The organism is Pseudomonas sp. 10C3, assembly GCF_036346185.1.
Taxonomy (GTDB): domain Bacteria; phylum Pseudomonadota; class Gammaproteobacteria; order Pseudomonadales; family Pseudomonadaceae; genus Aquipseudomonas.
This window is the reverse complement of sequence record NZ_JASJVE010000003.1, coordinates 192,707-207,209: the sequence shown is the minus strand read 5'-3', so window position 1 is coordinate 207,209 and position 14,503 is coordinate 192,707. Positions and strand designations below refer to the sequence as shown.

12 protein-coding genes are annotated in these 14,503 nt (G+C 58.4%); 4 read left to right on the top strand and 8 right to left on the bottom strand.

The genetic code is table 11. The features are described from left to right. Nucleotides 1-84 precede the first annotated feature (84 nt). From QN399_RS04275 to QN399_RS04240, 8 genes are all read right to left on the bottom strand, one after another. Nucleotides 85-849 carry an SDR family oxidoreductase gene (locus QN399_RS04275; RefSeq protein ID WP_322277984.1) on the bottom strand — a complete coding sequence of 255 codons (765 nt, stop codon included), beginning with the start codon at nt 847-849 and terminating at the stop codon, nt 85-87. Nucleotides 850-1,608: 759 nt separating this feature from the next. Beyond that, nucleotides 1,609-2,325, bottom strand: coding sequence for an ABC transporter ATP-binding protein (locus tag QN399_RS04270; RefSeq protein WP_322177599.1), 717 nt, complete (start codon nt 2,323-2,325; stop codon nt 1,609-1,611). Then, the gene (locus QN399_RS04265; RefSeq protein ID WP_322277981.1) at nt 2,322-3,197 is read right to left on the bottom strand and encodes an ATP-binding cassette domain-containing protein; all 876 of its coding nucleotides are present in this window, start codon (nt 3,195-3,197) and stop codon (nt 2,322-2,324) included. The genes QN399_RS04270 and QN399_RS04265 overlap by 4 nt, the downstream gene beginning before the upstream one ends. After that, nucleotides 3,194-4,477: a high-affinity branched-chain amino acid ABC transporter permease LivM gene (gene livM, locus QN399_RS04260; RefSeq protein ID WP_322177597.1), complete on the bottom strand. Its 1,284-nt coding sequence runs from the start codon at nt 4,475-4,477 to the stop codon at nt 3,194-3,196. Before livM ends, QN399_RS04265 begins: the two co-directional genes overlap by 4 nt. A gap of 2 nt (nt 4,478-4,479) precedes the next feature. Further along, nucleotides 4,480-5,394, bottom strand: coding sequence for a branched-chain amino acid ABC transporter permease LivH (locus QN399_RS04255; protein ID WP_219062578.1), 915 nt, complete (start codon nt 5,392-5,394; stop codon nt 4,480-4,482). Nucleotides 5,395-5,566: 172 nt separating this feature from the next. Continuing rightward, nucleotides 5,567-6,703, bottom strand: a complete 1,137-nt coding sequence (locus QN399_RS04250; RefSeq protein ID WP_322177596.1) for a branched-chain amino acid ABC transporter substrate-binding protein — start codon at nt 6,701-6,703, stop codon at nt 5,567-5,569. A gap of 377 nt (nt 6,704-7,080) precedes the next feature. Continuing rightward, nucleotides 7,081-8,364 (bottom strand): FAD-binding oxidoreductase, encoded by a 1,284-nt coding sequence (locus tag QN399_RS04245; protein ID WP_322277976.1) that lies wholly within the window; start codon nt 8,362-8,364, stop codon nt 7,081-7,083. Between the two features lie 96 nt (nt 8,365-8,460). Then, a complete protein-coding gene (locus tag QN399_RS04240; protein ID WP_330200596.1) occupies nt 8,461-9,951 on the bottom strand; it encodes an aldehyde dehydrogenase family protein in 1,491 nt (496 codons plus the stop codon). 179 nt (nt 9,952-10,130) lie between these two features. Between QN399_RS04240 and QN399_RS04235 the strand changes: the two genes are divergently transcribed. The 4 genes from QN399_RS04235 to QN399_RS04220 all read left to right on the top strand — a co-directional run bounded on the left by QN399_RS04235 (nt 10,131) and on the right by QN399_RS04220 (nt 14,457). Then, the gene (locus tag QN399_RS04235; protein WP_330200595.1) at nt 10,131-11,033 is read left to right on the top strand and encodes a LysR family transcriptional regulator; all 903 of its coding nucleotides are present in this window, start codon (nt 10,131-10,133) and stop codon (nt 11,031-11,033) included. Nucleotides 11,034-11,143: 110 nt separating this feature from the next. After that, entirely contained in the window at nt 11,144-12,388 is a 1,245-nt protein-coding gene (gene pncB, locus QN399_RS04230) for a nicotinate phosphoribosyltransferase (RefSeq protein ID WP_322177592.1), read from the top strand. A gap of 3 nt (nt 12,389-12,391) precedes the next feature. After that, a complete protein-coding gene (gene nadE / locus QN399_RS04225; RefSeq protein WP_322177591.1) occupies nt 12,392-13,219 on the top strand; it encodes an ammonia-dependent NAD(+) synthetase in 828 nt (275 codons plus the stop codon). A gap of 224 nt (nt 13,220-13,443) precedes the next feature. Continuing rightward, nucleotides 13,444-14,457, top strand: coding sequence for a DUF1338 family protein (locus QN399_RS04220; RefSeq protein ID WP_322177590.1), 1,014 nt, complete (start codon nt 13,444-13,446; stop codon nt 14,455-14,457). Nucleotides 14,458-14,503: the final 46 nt, after the last annotated feature.

Below are 14,503 nucleotides of genomic sequence, written 5' to 3'. Positions count from 1 at the left end.
TTGACCCTCACCGCGCAAGCGCAAATTGTGGGTCAACCGGTTTGCCTGGGTTGAGCACGCCATAAACGATGTGCAGCCGCTGACTCAGCCCCGGCTGCGATCAATCGAAAAACCAGCCCAAGTCTGGCTCACCGGCATCAACTCAAGGCTGTTGATGTTGATGTGCGCAGGCGTGTTCAGCACCCAGAAGATGGTCTCGGCGATATCCTGTGGCTGGATCGGCTCGGCACCAGCGTACGTGGCGTCATAACGCGCCTTGTCACCGGCGAAACGCACCAGCGAGAACTCGCTTTCGCACAGGCCCGGCTCGATGTTGGTCACACGCACGCCAGTGCCTACCAGGTCGCAGCGCAGGTTCAACGAAAACTGTTTGACGAACGCTTTGGACGCGCCATACACGTGACTGCCCGGGTACGGATAATTGCCCGCGATGGAGCCCAGGTTGATGATCCCGGCCCCACGCCCGTGAGCGATCAACCGTGGCAGCAACAAACGGGTGCTGTACAGCAGGCCCTTGATGTTGGTGTCGACCATGGTGTCCCAGTCATCCAGATCGCATTTCGGCGCTGGGTCCACACCCAGTGCCAAACCGGCGTTATTGATCAGCGCGCGCAGGGTCGCGAACTCAGCCGGCAGGCCCTCGATAGCGCTCTCCATGGCCTGACGGTCGCGTACGTCCAGCACCAGGCCATGGACTTTGGTCTGCTTGGACAACTCGGCGCACAGCGCGTCAAGGCGCTCCTCACGACGGCCCGTCAGCACCAGCGACCAGCCAGCGTCGGCAAATCGACGGGCGCACGCTTCGCCAAAGCCGGAAGTGGCACCGGTAATGAACACAGTGGAAGTCATGTCTTTCTCCTGATTTGGCTTGAACGTAGCGCAGCCATGATGACGGATAAGGGAAACAGGTCAGCAGAATGCCCGCCCAAGCGGGTTTCCAGCAACCCTTTGGGGATAAATCAGCCTTCTGCGCTGGCTGCGACTGTACAAAAAACACTCTATCGAGGCAAAGCCACGTTCCATATGGGCTGCACTGGGTTTTACCCACCTTATCCACAGCCAGACCCACAGTCTTTGGGGGCAAGTGCACATTCGCTCAAACCCGCCAATTCAGGGCCAGCGTGCGGATATCGGAAGTTTTTCACTTGACCCTGGGATCCGCGCGTGTAGCAGGCAAAAATCAGCCGGCCAGGCCAAAACTGCAGGTGAAGGCCCCATGCCAGTAACTACGGCCCTTAGCCGAACCTTTCCAGTGCTTGCCCACAGACTTATCCACAGGTTGCACCGATAAATTAGCTGTATGAATAACCAGCTATATAAACGTTGACAGAACGCACTGGAGCTCGCGTAAAAACCACTGATCAAAAAACAACCAACCTTCTACAGCCCGCGTACAACAAGGGCTTCAGCCAGCTACTCCCATGTTACCCACAGCCGCTTCCACAGCAATCTTGGACAAGTCAAAAGCGTGACAAAACAACTATTTGCAGCGGCTTTATGCCGCGCTTTCAGAGCTTGTGAAAATTGTTTTCCACAATTTGAAAAAAGCGCGCCCCGAGTGAATTCACCCGGGGCGCGCTTGGTATTTACAGCCTGTTTGAGTGCGGATCAGTGACCGCCGAGATAAGCGTTCCTGACCTCATCGTTGACCAACAACTCCTGCCCGGTACCTGTCAGGCGGATCTCACCGTTAACCATCACGTAAGCGCGATCAGAGAGCTTCAGCGCGTGGTTGGCGTTCTGTTCCACCAGGAAGATCGTCATTCCGCTGGAGGCCAGTTCACGCAGGGTCTGGAAGATCTGCTTGACCACGATCGGCGCCAGCCCCAGCGACGGCTCATCGAGCAGCAGCAGTTTGGGTCGGCTCATCAATGCGCGAGCGATGGCGAGCATTTGCTGCTCACCACCGGACATGGTCATGGCGCGCTGATTACGGCGCTCCTTGAGCCGTGGGAACAGGTCGAACATGTGTTGCATGTCTTGCGTGGCGAACTTGTCGCCAATCGGAATGGTGCCCATCAGCAGGTTCTCCTCGACTGACATGTCGGGAAACACCCGCCGCCCTTCTGGCGACTGCGCAATGCCATTGGAGGCGATGTAGTGCGAAGACTTCTGCGTGATGTCGACGCCGCGATAAATGATCTGCCCACTGGCGGCCCGTGGCTGGCCGAAGATCGACATCAACAGGGTCGACTTGCCGGCACCGTTGGAGCCGATCAGGCTGACGGTTTCACCTTCGTTGATGTGCAATGACACTTTTTTCAGGGCCTGGATCGGCCCGTAAAACACATCGATCTCTTTCAGTTCGAGGATCGGTTCGCTCATACCAACTCCTCTTCATCAGCGCCCAGGTACGCGGCAATCACTTTCGGGTCGTGGCGGATCTGATCGGGGCCACCTTCGGCGATCACGTTGCCATGGTCGAGGACCACGATGTAATCGGAAATACTCATGACCATGCCCATGTCGTGCTCGATCAACACCACTGTCAGGTCGTGTTCGTCGCGCAGCAACCGAATCATTTTGCTCAAGGCTTCGGTTTCCTGCGGGTTGAGGCCCGCAGCCGGTTCGTCCAGGCAAATGATCTGCGGCCGTGTGCACATGGCCCGGGCGATTTCCAGACGCCGTTGCTGGCCGTAGGACAGCTCGCCCGCAAGACGGTTGGCGCAGTCCACCAGGTCCACCACTTCCAGCCAGTAGAAAGCATGGTCCAGGGCATCGCTTTCAGCTTTGCGGTAGCCCTTGGTGTTGAGAATCCCGGCCACCATGCTGCGGTTGACCCACATGTGCTGAGCCACCAGCAGGTTTTCCAGTACCGACATTTCCTTGAACAAGCGGATGTTCTGGAATGTGCGTGCCAGACCGGCACGATTCACCAGGTGCGTGCCGCCGAACATTTTGTAGAACAGACGGCTGGCGAAGGCTTTTGGCGCGACGAAATCAGTGGCGCGAAAGGACTCACCCAGCAACTGGATGATATTGGTACGGGTGCCGCGGGCATTCAGCTCGATCCGACCGCCCGAGGCTTTGTAGAAACCGGTCAGGCAGTTGAACACCGTGGTTTTGCCGGCACCGTTAGGCCCGATCAAGGCGAAGATCGAGTTGCGCTTGACCTTCAGGCTGACGTCGCTGAGCGCCTTGATCCCACCAAAGTGCATCATCAGGTTCTCTACCGAAAGAATGACTTCATCGCTCATGGCGCCACTCCTTTACGCGGGGTAATACCGGTCCGGCTGATACGGATCAAGCCACGCGGTCTCCAGATCATCATCAACACCATCAGGATGCCGAACAACAACACACGGTATTCCGAGAAGCTGCGCAGCAGTTCCGGGGCGACGGTCAGAACGAATGCCGCAATCACCACACCGATGGTCGAGCCCATGCCCCCCAGCACCACAATGGCGAGGATCAGCGCCGACTCGAAGAAGGAGAACGACGTCGGGTTGACGAACCCCTGATAGCTGGCGAAAAACACACCCGCCAAACCGGCAGTGGACGCACCGATAGTGAACGCAGAGAGCTTCACCAGAACATGGTTCAGGCCCATGGAGCGGCAGGCGATTTCATCTTCACGCAGCGCTTCCCACGCACGACCGACCGGCATGCGAGTCAGGCGATGTTTGACGTAGAGCACCAGCAGGACCACCAGGAACAGCACGGTGTAAATGAACAGGAATTTCAGGTTCGGGTTGTATTCAGTCCCGAAGAACTGGTGGAAAGGTATCCCACCATCCTTGGCCACCCGCCCGAACTCCAGGCCGAGAAAGGTCGGCGATGGCACCGGCATGCCGTTCGGTCCGCCGGTAAAAGACAGCCAGTTGGTCAGCACCAGACGAATGATTTCACCGAAGCCCAGGGTCACGATGGCGAGATAGTCACCGTGCATTCGTAATACCGGGAAGCCAAGTATGCATCCGGCCAGCGCAGCCGTGATGGCCGCCAGCGGCAGGACCGTCCAGAACCCCAGCCCAAGGTAGTGATAACCCAGCGCCAGGCCATAGGCACCAATGGCATAGAACGCCACATAACCCAAGTCGAGCAGACCGGCCAGACCGACCACGATATTGAGGCCAAGGCCCAGCAATACGTAGATCAGGCCGAGAATCACCACTGTCAGCAGGTACTTGTTGGCGAAGATCGGGAAGATGATGGCAATCACGATCAGCAGCGGAATGACCCAGTACAGCTTTGACTTGTGGTCAGGTGCCCGCACATGCACGCCTGAGCCGGTGACTTCGAACCCTTGCAGTACTTTCAGGCCCTGTGCAGTTTGCAGAAACAGGCTCAAGAAAAAACGCCCGACCATGACAATCCCGACCATCCACGCCACACGGGTGGGTTGCAGGTTGTAGCTATAGCCATCGAGCACCACGCCGACAACCGGGCCGAACACAATCAGGGAGATCAGCCCGGCCAGAATGGCGTCAACCAGGCTTTTCTTGATATCGATAGGTTTATTATTGGCTGCAGACATACTTACACCTTCGCCACGAGTGGGCGACCCAACAGGCCTTGAGGACGGAAAATCAGGATCAGTACCAACAGCGAGAAGCTGAAGACGTCCTTATAGTCAGAGTTGATCAGTCCGGAAAACAGCGACTCGGAGATGCCCAGGATAATCCCGCCGAGCATGGCCCCAGGCAGCGAGCCAATCCCGCCCAACACCGCAGCGGTGAACGCTTTGATACCGATCACGAAGCCTGCGTAGAAGTCGAAGGTGCCGTAGTTCAAGGTGATCAGGACACCGGCCAGTGCAGCCATGGCTGCACCGATGATGAACACGTAGGAAATGACCCGATCCGTGTTGATCCCGAGGATCGAAGCCATTTTGCGGTCTTGTTGGGTCGCGCGACACATGCGGCCCAGCTTGGTGTACTTGATGATGTAGGTCAGCAGGGCCATCCCGGCAAACGCTGCAACCAGAATGAAGATTTTGGTGTAGGTGATCTGGACGAAACCTGTCCCGATATCCAGTTTCAACGCCCCGGCCAGCAACGTCGGCACACCTTGTTGCCGTGAACCCTGGCTGATCTGCGCATAGTTCTGCAGGATCAGTGAAACGCCGATGGCACTGATCAGCGGCGCCAGTCGGGTGGAGTTACGCAGCGGTTTGTAAGCGATACGCTCGATGACCCAGCCATACACACCGGTCACAAAGACGGTGAACAGCAACGTCCCGAAGATCAACAGCGGAAAGGATTGAATACCGAAGGAGGACAGCAGAGCCAGGCTGATCGCCGCGAGATACGCAGAGATCATATACACCTCGCCGTGGGCGAAGTTGATCATGCCGATGATGCCGTAGACCATTGTGTAGCCGATGGCGATCAGGCCGTAGACCGACCCGAGGGTCAGGCCATTGATAATTTGCTGCAGGAAAATACCGTCCATCATGCACTCTCACACGCTTGAGAGGCCACGTTGAATCCGGTTTCGATGAGCCCTTGTGAGGCGCATCTGGCCGGGTTCAAGTGGCTCCAGAAGAAATTAGAACCCATTACCAAAGCTGAGCCTGCTTCTGACGACTTATGTCGGGAGACGCAGGCTCTGCGATGCGTTTATCTCACTTCTGTTTTTCCAGCTGATGGTATTTGCCTTGTGCATCCCACTGGTAAACCACGTAATCGGAGACTTTCAAGTCGCCTTTACCGTCCCAGTTTTTCTTGCCCATTACGGTTTGCACCGTATTGGCTTTGAGCCACTCGGCGGCAGCCTCGCCTTTGTTGGACTTGGCACCATTGAACGCGGCAGCCAAGGCCTGCACAGACGCGTAGGCATACAGGGTGTAGCCTTCAGGCTCGTAACCGGAGGAGCGGAACTTCTCAACCACAACCTTGCTGTCTGGCAACATGCGAGGGTCGGCACCGAAGGTCATGTACACGCCGTCGACGTACTGAGCACCACCGGCGGTGGTCACCAGCTCGTCAGTCACGATGCCGTCATCGGACATGAACTTAACGTCTTTGAGGCCCTGTTCACGCAGTTGACGGACCAGTGGGCCGGCTTCCGGGTGCAGGCCACCGAAGTAAACGACATCGGCTTTTTCTGAACGGATCTTGGTGACCAGGGCGCTGAAATCTTTTTCGCCGCGGGTAAGACCTTCTTCAATAACCGGTTTAACACCACGCGCGGTCAACTGCTTCGACGTAGCGTCAGCCAGACCCTTGCCGTAAGTGTCTTTGTCGTTGATCACAGCAACGCGTTTGCCTTTGAGCACATCGACGATGTAATCGCCGGCGACGATGCCCTGCTGATCATCACGCCCACACATACGGAACATGGCTTTCAGGCCGCGCTCGGTGACGACGGGGTTGGTGGAACCCGGGGTCATCACGATGATGCCTGCGTCGGCATACACTTCTGAAGCAGGAATCGTCGACGATGAGCAGAAGTGCCCAACCACGCCCACCACTTTGTCCTGATCGGTCAGACGGTTGGCTACCGCGACCGCCTGTTTCGGTTCGCAGGCGTCATCGCCCTTGACCAATACGATTTTCTCGCCGTTTACACCACCGCTGGCATTGATCGCGTCCGCTGCAGCCTGGGCGCCTCTCATGTATTGCTCACCGAAGGACGCGTTCGCACCGGTCATCGGACCTGCTACGCCAATTTTGACATCTGCCTGAACAAACGAAGAAACACCCAATGCAGTAGCAACTGCGAGTGCCAGAAAACCTTTCCTGTAAAACGTCTGCGACATGTGATGGTGCTCCTGAGGTGTTTTAGTTAGCACAGCAACTTCAGCGGAAGCTTCGATTCAGCTACAAGCGCAGAGCAAGTGGCGTGCCATAGGTTTTTTATTCTGAAAAAAGTCGTTGTTTTGTTGTTATTCGACCGTTTTGTGCCCTTTTTCATTGGGCGTGCAACCGTCTAAACCGGAACAGGTACAACCCTCCTTATATAAAAGAGCAACCATCCCCCTTAAAACTTGCAACCCATGCAGGCGACCCCGTGCAACCCGACTGTAACCGTACGCGTAACCGAAGTGCACATCCGCGGTGCGCGTCCGCTACGGGACGCACCATTAGAGGTTAGTTGGTGCGCGAAAAAGCGCCGCTCGTTGCCAGAAAATTCTCCTCAAATCACGATTCGCAGGCACTGGCCCGCGTGATACAGGGAAAAACCCGCCTCATAAAGGCAGCTGCGCAGCCCCACACCCGACAACGGCAGCATCGGCGCAAACGGAATCGGCAACACCTTGGTATCGCCATGGCACAGGTAATCGGCAAACGCCTTACCCACGACGCTGCCCGTGGTGTTGCCTCGACCGTTATAACCGGTGACGGCCACCAACCCCGGCGCAGGCTCAAAGAGCCGCAACAGGTGGTCAGGGGTAAACGCGATACAGCCCGTCCAGGTGAATTCCCAGTCCACCGGTTTGAGGTAGGGGAAATAATGCTGCTGGACGCGGTCTGCCCACGCTTTGAGGAACCAGGCCGGCTTCTGATTACCGTTGCCCAGGCTGCCTAACAACAGACGACCATCAGCGTCGCGACGAATGCTGCTGAGCACCTGGCGCGTGTCCCAGGAACCCTGCCCACCCGGCAAAATCCGCTGTGCAGCCTCTTCGGTCAGTGGCGCCGAGGCGACCTGATAGTAATAACCCGGGAAAAAGTTACGGCGCAGCTCCGTCCATTCGCCTTCGGTATACGCATTGGAAGCAATCACCACTTTCTCGGCCAGCACGGCACCGTGTTCGGTGATGACGCACCAACGCTCGCCCTGACGTTCCAGGCGGGTGACCGGGGAGTGATCGAATAGTTGACCGCCGAGGCTGCCCACGGCTTTTGCGAGCCCGCTGGTGAAGGCCATCGGGTTGAATGTGCCTGCACGGCGATCCAGCAGGGCTGCGGATATTTTCTGAGTGCCGGTGGCGTCCTGGCACGCCTTGCCGGTGAGTAACTCGACCGGCGCGCCCCGACGCTTCCATTGTTCCTCGCGACTGCGCAGATCGGCTTCGCCACGGGCGTTGTGCGCCATGTGCAGTGTACCTTCGCGGCGCAACTGGCAATCGATGTTGTATTTGTCGACCAGGCTGAACACCAACGACGGCGCGGCGCCGAGCATCTGATTCAACTGACTGCCGACTTTCTTTCCGAAGCCGGCTTCAATCTCGTCTGGAGGTATCCACAACCCGGCGTTGACCAGCCCTACATTGCGCCCAGAGCCCCCATGGCCGGTGCGGTGGGCCTCAAGCACGGCGACCCGTTTGCCTTGCTCCAACAAATGAATCGCTGCCGACAACCCGGTGATGCCCGCGCCAATCACGCACACATCGACCGTCAATTCGCCCTTGAGCGCCTCGGCCTCAGGCCGTTGTGGCGTCAGCTTTTCCCACAGACATTCTTCGCGTAGCGCCATCGCAAAAACCCCAAATCAAGTCAATCGCGGGCAAGTCCGCTCCTACAAGGACAACGCAGAACCTGTAGGAGCGGACTTGCCCGCGACAAGGGACTGTCAGTCGAACGTAATGCCCTGCGCCAGCGGCAATTCAAGGGAGTAGTTCACGGTCGCCGTCTGGCGACGCATGTAACCGCGCCATGAATCCGAGCCCGACTCACGACCGCCACCGGTTTCTTTCTCACCGCCAAAAGCGCCGCCGATTTCCGCACCGCTTGGGCCGATGTTGACGTTGGCGATCCCGCAGTCGCTGCCCAACGCAGAAATAAACTGCTCTGCTTCGCGCACGTCCGTCGTGAAAATGCACGACGACAGGCCTTGCGGCACGGCGTTGTTCAGGCGCACGGCTTCAGCGAAATCGTCGTAACCCACCACGTACAAAATCGGGGCGAAGGTTTCGGTACAAACCACATCACTTTGCTCTGGCATTTCGACGATGGCCGGGGACACGTAGTAAGCATCGGGGAACTGCTCGACCAATTGACGCTTGCCGCCAAATACTCGACCGCCTTCGCTCAGGGCCTGTTCAAGGGCGTCCTGCATATTTTCGTAGCTGTTTTTGTCGATCAACGGACCGACCAGATTGCCTTCCAGCGGATGACCGATGCGTACTTTGGCGTAGGCGGTTTTCAGGCGGCTGACGATTTCGTCCTTGACCGATTCGTGGGCAATCAAGCGACGCAAACTGGTGCAACGTTGGCCAGCCGTACCGACGGCGCTGAACAGAATCGCGCGCACAGCGAGATCGAGGTCGGCGCTTGGGCCGAGGATCATTGCGTTGTTGCCGCCCAGTTCAAGAATGCTACGGGCAAAGCGTGCAGCGATTTTCGGCGCGACTTCGCGGCCCATGCGCGTACTGCCAGTGGCACTGATCAGCGCCACGCGTGGGTCGTCGACCAGTGCTTCGCCGGCTTCACGCCCACCGATAACCACCTGGCTCAAGTAAGCAGGGGCATCAGGGAAATGTTTGAGCACGCCTTCGAACAACGACTGGCAGGCCAGTGCGGTCAGCGGGGTTTTCTCCGACGGCTTCCAGATCACGGCATTGCCGCAGACCAGCGCCAGTGCAGTGTTCCAGGCCCAGACCGCGACCGGGAAGTTGAACGCACTGATCACGCCAACGACACCCAGCGGGTGCCAGGTTTCGCGCATATGGTGACCAGGGCGCTCAGAAGCGATGGTCAAACCGTACAACTGGCGCGACAGACCGACGGCGAAATCACAGATATCAATCATTTCCTGCACTTCACCCAGGCCTTCCTGAGTGATCTTGCCGGCTTCCCACGACACCAGCGCACCCAGCTCGGCCTTGTGCTTGCGCAGGGCCTCACCGAACAGACGAATCAGCTCACCACGGCGAGGCGCCGGGACTTTACGCCAGGCCTCGAACGCGTGTTCGGCACGGGTGACGTGCTGCTCGACTTCCGCTCGCCCTTCCCAATGCACGGAAGCGATACGGCTGCCATCGACAGGCGTGTGCACAGCCTGATCGCCGTTCTGGTACAGGGCGGGATCGACACCGAGGCGGTTGAGCAAGTCGGTAAGCATGTTGTCTCCTTGATTCTTGAAATGAAAAACGGAAATCGAAAGATAGGTGAAGCGTCAGGCTCTACTAATAGCTGGCCTGAGACGTGCGAACAAACGACCATTAGGCGAGATATCATTCCGTTTATTCATGCTGCCCTCCCGTCTGCACGTGGCAGCCTCGAAAAACATAAGGCCTGAGCATGCTCAACAAACGTTATCTGCCATCAATCACCGCGTTGCAATGCTTTGAGGCAGTGACCCGGCACTTGAGTTTTACCCGCGCGGCCGAAGAGCTGAACCTGACGCAAAGCGCCGTCAGCAAACAAGTCGCCCAGCTTGAAGATCTGGTACAGCACTTGCTGTTTCGCCGCGTGCGCCGACGTCTGCAACTGACCCCGGCCGGCGCGCTGTACTTGGGCGAAGTGCGCAAAATCCTCACGCAGGTGGAAATGTCGACCCACTACCTGCGTTCCTACGGTGGCGAAACCGAAGTGCTGCGCGTGTCCACGCCATCGACCTTCGGCGCCCGCTGGCTGGTGCCTCGACTCAAGGGCTGGCGATTGCGCCATCCGCACATCCATCTGGACCTGATGGATGAACAGGAACCCGACGACCTGATTCAGGGCCGCTGTGACATGGCGTTCTATTTCGGCCAAGGCGCCCGTCCGGGAGCCGAGTCGGTAAAGCTGTTCAGCGAAGAACTTATTCCGGTCTGCGCGCCCGGCAGCCTGCCGGACACACCGTTTACCGACCCGACCCAACTGAGCGATCTGGTGCTGCTGCAAAGCGCCTCACGCCCGCAAGCCTGGCATGACTGGTTCGACAGCCAGGGTTACCACACCGAACACAGCTACCACGGACCGCGCTTCGAGACGTTCTATATGTGCATACGCGCCGCGCAGGTCGGGTGCGGGGTTGCGCTGCTCCCGCGGTTTCTGGTCGAGGAGGAGCTGGCGGACGGCAAGCTGGTCATCCCCTGGCCCCACACGCTGCCTAGCCGTGATGCTTATTACCTGGCCTACCCGGAGCACACGGCAGAAGTGCCGAAAATCCGCGATTTCGTGCGCTGGATGCTGGAACAGTTGGATAACCCGACAAGTTAGGGGCGACAATGCCGGCCCAGCAGCCCGCACGGACGTCAGCAGCGCCTTTACAGCGTTGCCTGAGCGTTGCGAGCCCAACCCCCCATCGGCCGCTCTGGAGAGCTGACAACATGAGTGAGAGCGCCTTCTCCGATCGCATCGTGCAGAACCTGCTCGACACCGACTTCTACAAGCTGACCATGATGCAAGCGGTGCTGCACAACTACCCAAACGTCGACGTGGAGTGGGAGTTTCGTTGCCGCAATGGCGAAGACCTGCGGCCTTATCTGGCCGAGATCCGTCATCAGATCGAGCTGCTCTGCGAGCTGTCCATGAGCGACGCTCAACTGGGTTTTCTTGAGCGCATCAGCTTTATGAAGCCTGATTTCCTGCGCTTCCTCGGTTTGTTCCGCTTCAACATGCGCTATGTGCAGACCAGCATCGAGAACGGTGAGCTGTGCATCCGCCTCCACGGGCCGTGGCTGCACGTGATTATGTTCGAAGTGCCGCTGCTGGCCATTGTCAGCGAAGTGCGCAACCGTCATCGCCACCCCGACACATTGCTCGTGCAGGCGCGTGATCAGCTGTATCGCAAATTCGACTGGCTATACGCCAACGCCACCGCCGATGAGCTGGCAGAACTGAAAGTTGCGGACTTCGGCACCCGTCGGCGCTTCTCCTACCGCGTGCAAGAGGAAGTGGTCAGCGTGCTCAAGCGCGACTTCCCCGGCCAGTTCGTCGGCACCAGCAACGTGCAACTGGCCCGCACGCTGGACCTCAAACCGCTCGGCACCATGGCCCACGAATGGATCATGGCCCACCAGCAACTCGGCCCGAGGCTGATCGACAGTCAAAGTGCCGCGCTCGACTGCTGGGTCCGTGAATACCGTGGCCTGCTAGGTATTGCCTTGACCGATTGCATCACCACCGACGCCTTCCTCAACGATTTCGATCTGTACTTCGCCAAACTGTTCGACGGGTTACGCCATGATTCCGGCGACCCGATCATGTGGGCCGAAAAATGCATTGATCATTACCAGAAGCTCGGCATCGACCCGATGAGCAAGACCCTGGTGTTCTCCGACGGCCTGAACCTGCCCAAGGCGCTGGATATATTCCGTACGCTACGAGGTCGAATCAACGTCAGCTTCGGCATCGGGACCAATCTCACCGCCGACATCCCCGGTGTAGAGCCCTTGAGCATTGTGCTTAAAATGACGGCTTGCGCGGGTCAGGCCGTGGCGAAAATTTCCGACGAACCCGGTAAGACGCAATGCAAGGACCCCAACTTTGTCGCCTACCTTCGGCATGTGTTCGAAGTGCCTGCGAGCCCGGTTTCCAACCCTTCCGTTTCTGCACAACCTGTTAAGGAGTGAATCATGCAAGCCGTACAGCTCCAGATCGCTGAACAGCTCAAGGTCCAGCCGCCTTTCGCCAACCAGAATGCACTTGAAGCCGAGGTCGCCCGACGGATCGCCTTTATCCAGCAATGCCTACAGAACGCCAGGCTCAAGACCCTGGTACTGGGCATCAGTGGCGGTGTCGACTCGCTGACCGCCGGTTTGCTCGCGCAACGCGCCGTCGAGCAATTGCGTAAAAGCACCGGGGATGATAGCTATCGGTTCATCGCAGTCCGCCTGCCGTACCAGGTCCAGTTCGACGAGCACGAAGCCCAGGCATGTCTGGAGTTCATTGCGCCGGACGAGTCGCACACAGTCAATATCGGTCCGTCCGTGCAAGCGCTGGCAGCGCAGATCAAGGCATTCGAAGGCCAACACGCCAGCGCGGTAGACTTTGTGATGGGCAACACCAAGGCGCGGATGCGCATGGTCGCGCAATACACCATCGCCGGCGCGCGCCAAGGGCTGGTGATCGGCACCGACCATGCGGCGGAAGCCGTGATGGGCTTTTTCACCAAGTTCGGCGACGGTGCCTGCGACCTGGCACCACTCAGCGGCCTGGTGAAAAATCAGGTCCGGGCCATCGCCCGCAGTTTTGGCGCCCCGCAATCGCTGGTGGAAAAAGTCCCCACCGCTGACCTTGAAGACCTGGTACCCGGCAAACCGGATGAAGCGTCCCACGGCGTGACCTATGCCGAGATCGATGCGTTCCTGCATGGCGAGACGGTCCGCGAAGAAGCCTTCAAGATCATCCGCGACACCTACGCAAAAACGCAGCACAAGCGCGAACTGCCATTCGCGCCGTAAAACAACACAGAACCCACGTAGGAGCGGGCTTGCCCGCGATTGCGGTGTAACTGACACACCGTATCAAGCTGATCGCGGCGGGACGCGTAGTTGCAAGCCCGCGCCTACAGAGGGATGGCGTTTCAACAATAGAAAACGGAATGAACCTGCCGTTTTTTTTCGCTTGTCCGGCTGGCTGATCAACGCTTTCATAGGCACCTCTCATTCAGCCAGAGCCGCTGCCCATGTCCTCGTTCCAAGGCCTTTTCTCTCTCGTCGCCTCCGTCGTCGGCCAACCCGCTGCGCAGTGGCTTGAATCCCACGTCGAAGTACCGGAAGGGCTGCACGCCTTCAGCTGGAGCGACAGCGCGCTGCATCGCGCGTGGTTGGCTGAAGCGCTGAACCTGTGCCTACTCCACAAGCTGGTGGAGGCTGTGCCAGCAGGTCGCGTATACGTCGACGAACAAGCCGAAAATGGCCGCAAAGTGCTGTTCGACCACGGCGCGATTCGTACCGTGGACTGGTTCGATAACGGCGAACTGCCGCGCGGTCGCCTGGCGTTCACTCGCTTACTGGAGCCGTTGGGCTTTACTGACGTGCGCACGTATCCACTGACCAAACTGAACATGACTGGCTGGGCTTATCGCCAGCAAGATCTGCCGGAAGACATCGCCCAGTTCTTCGTTTCCGAACTGCATCCCGGTCGGTTCAGCGAAGCGTTTCAGGGGGCCGTCAGCCGCGTGGCCCGCTCCAGCCGCGATCCGCTGAACGCCGAGCACTTGAGCATCCTCAAACGCCTGCAACTGACCCGTCACTGCACCTTGGCCGAAGCGTATCGCTTGCTGCCGGGGCTGTACGACGCATTCGAGCGCCAGCATGGCGTGGTGCAGCACGCGGATTATCAGCAAGTCCTGAGCGAGAGCGCGGAAATGGCCTGGATCGCCACCGAAGGCAATAGCTTCAATCACCTGACCGACCGGGTCACCGACCTTGAGGCTTTAGTGGCCGACCAGAACCGCAAGGATCGGCCTATGAAGGCCTGCATCGAAGTGTCCGCATCGGGCCGAGTGATGCAAACCGCCTACAAGGCCTGCACCGTGAGTCGCGCAATGGCGGACACCAATGGCCAGTTGCATGAGCATCAGGTGCCCGGCTCGTTTGTCGAATTTATCCAGCGCAAACTCGACCCCGTCGACGACAAGCTCGATCTGAACTTCGACAGCAGCAATGCGCAGGCCATCTTTAAGATGACGTCCTGAAGAAGAACACACTGCACCGAGCATAGCGCTGTAGGAAACTTCCCGA

Coding starts and splice junctions, on each gene's coding strand:
- QN399_RS04255 (WP_219062578.1), bottom strand. CDS start 5,394: ATGGACGGTATTTTCCTGCAGCAAATTATCAATGGCCTGACCCTCGGG.
- livM (WP_322177597.1), bottom strand. CDS start 4,477: ATGTCTGCAGCCAATAATAAACCTATCGATATCAAGAAAAGCCTGGTT.
- QN399_RS04245 (WP_322277976.1), bottom strand. CDS start 8,364: ATGGCGCTACGCGAAGAATGTCTGTGGGAAAAGCTGACGCCACAACGG.
- QN399_RS04235 (WP_330200595.1), top strand. CDS start 10,131: ATGCTCAACAAACGTTATCTGCCATCAATCACCGCGTTGCAATGCTTT.
- nadE (WP_322177591.1), top strand. CDS start 12,392: ATGCAAGCCGTACAGCTCCAGATCGCTGAACAGCTCAAGGTCCAGCCG.
- QN399_RS04240 (WP_330200596.1), bottom strand. CDS start 9,951: ATGCTTACCGACTTGCTCAACCGCCTCGGTGTCGATCCCGCCCTGTAC.
- pncB (WP_322177592.1), top strand. CDS start 11,144: ATGAGTGAGAGCGCCTTCTCCGATCGCATCGTGCAGAACCTGCTCGAC.
- QN399_RS04270 (WP_322177599.1), bottom strand. CDS start 2,325: ATGAGCGAACCGATCCTCGAACTGAAAGAGATCGATGTGTTTTACGGG.
- QN399_RS04220 (WP_322177590.1), top strand. CDS start 13,444: ATGTCCTCGTTCCAAGGCCTTTTCTCTCTCGTCGCCTCCGTCGTCGGC.
- QN399_RS04265 (WP_322277981.1), bottom strand. CDS start 3,197: ATGAGCGATGAAGTCATTCTTTCGGTAGAGAACCTGATGATGCACTTT.
- QN399_RS04275 (WP_322277984.1), bottom strand. CDS start 849: ATGACTTCCACTGTGTTCATTACCGGTGCCACTTCCGGCTTTGGCGAA.
- QN399_RS04250 (WP_322177596.1), bottom strand. CDS start 6,703: ATGTCGCAGACGTTTTACAGGAAAGGTTTTCTGGCACTCGCAGTTGCT.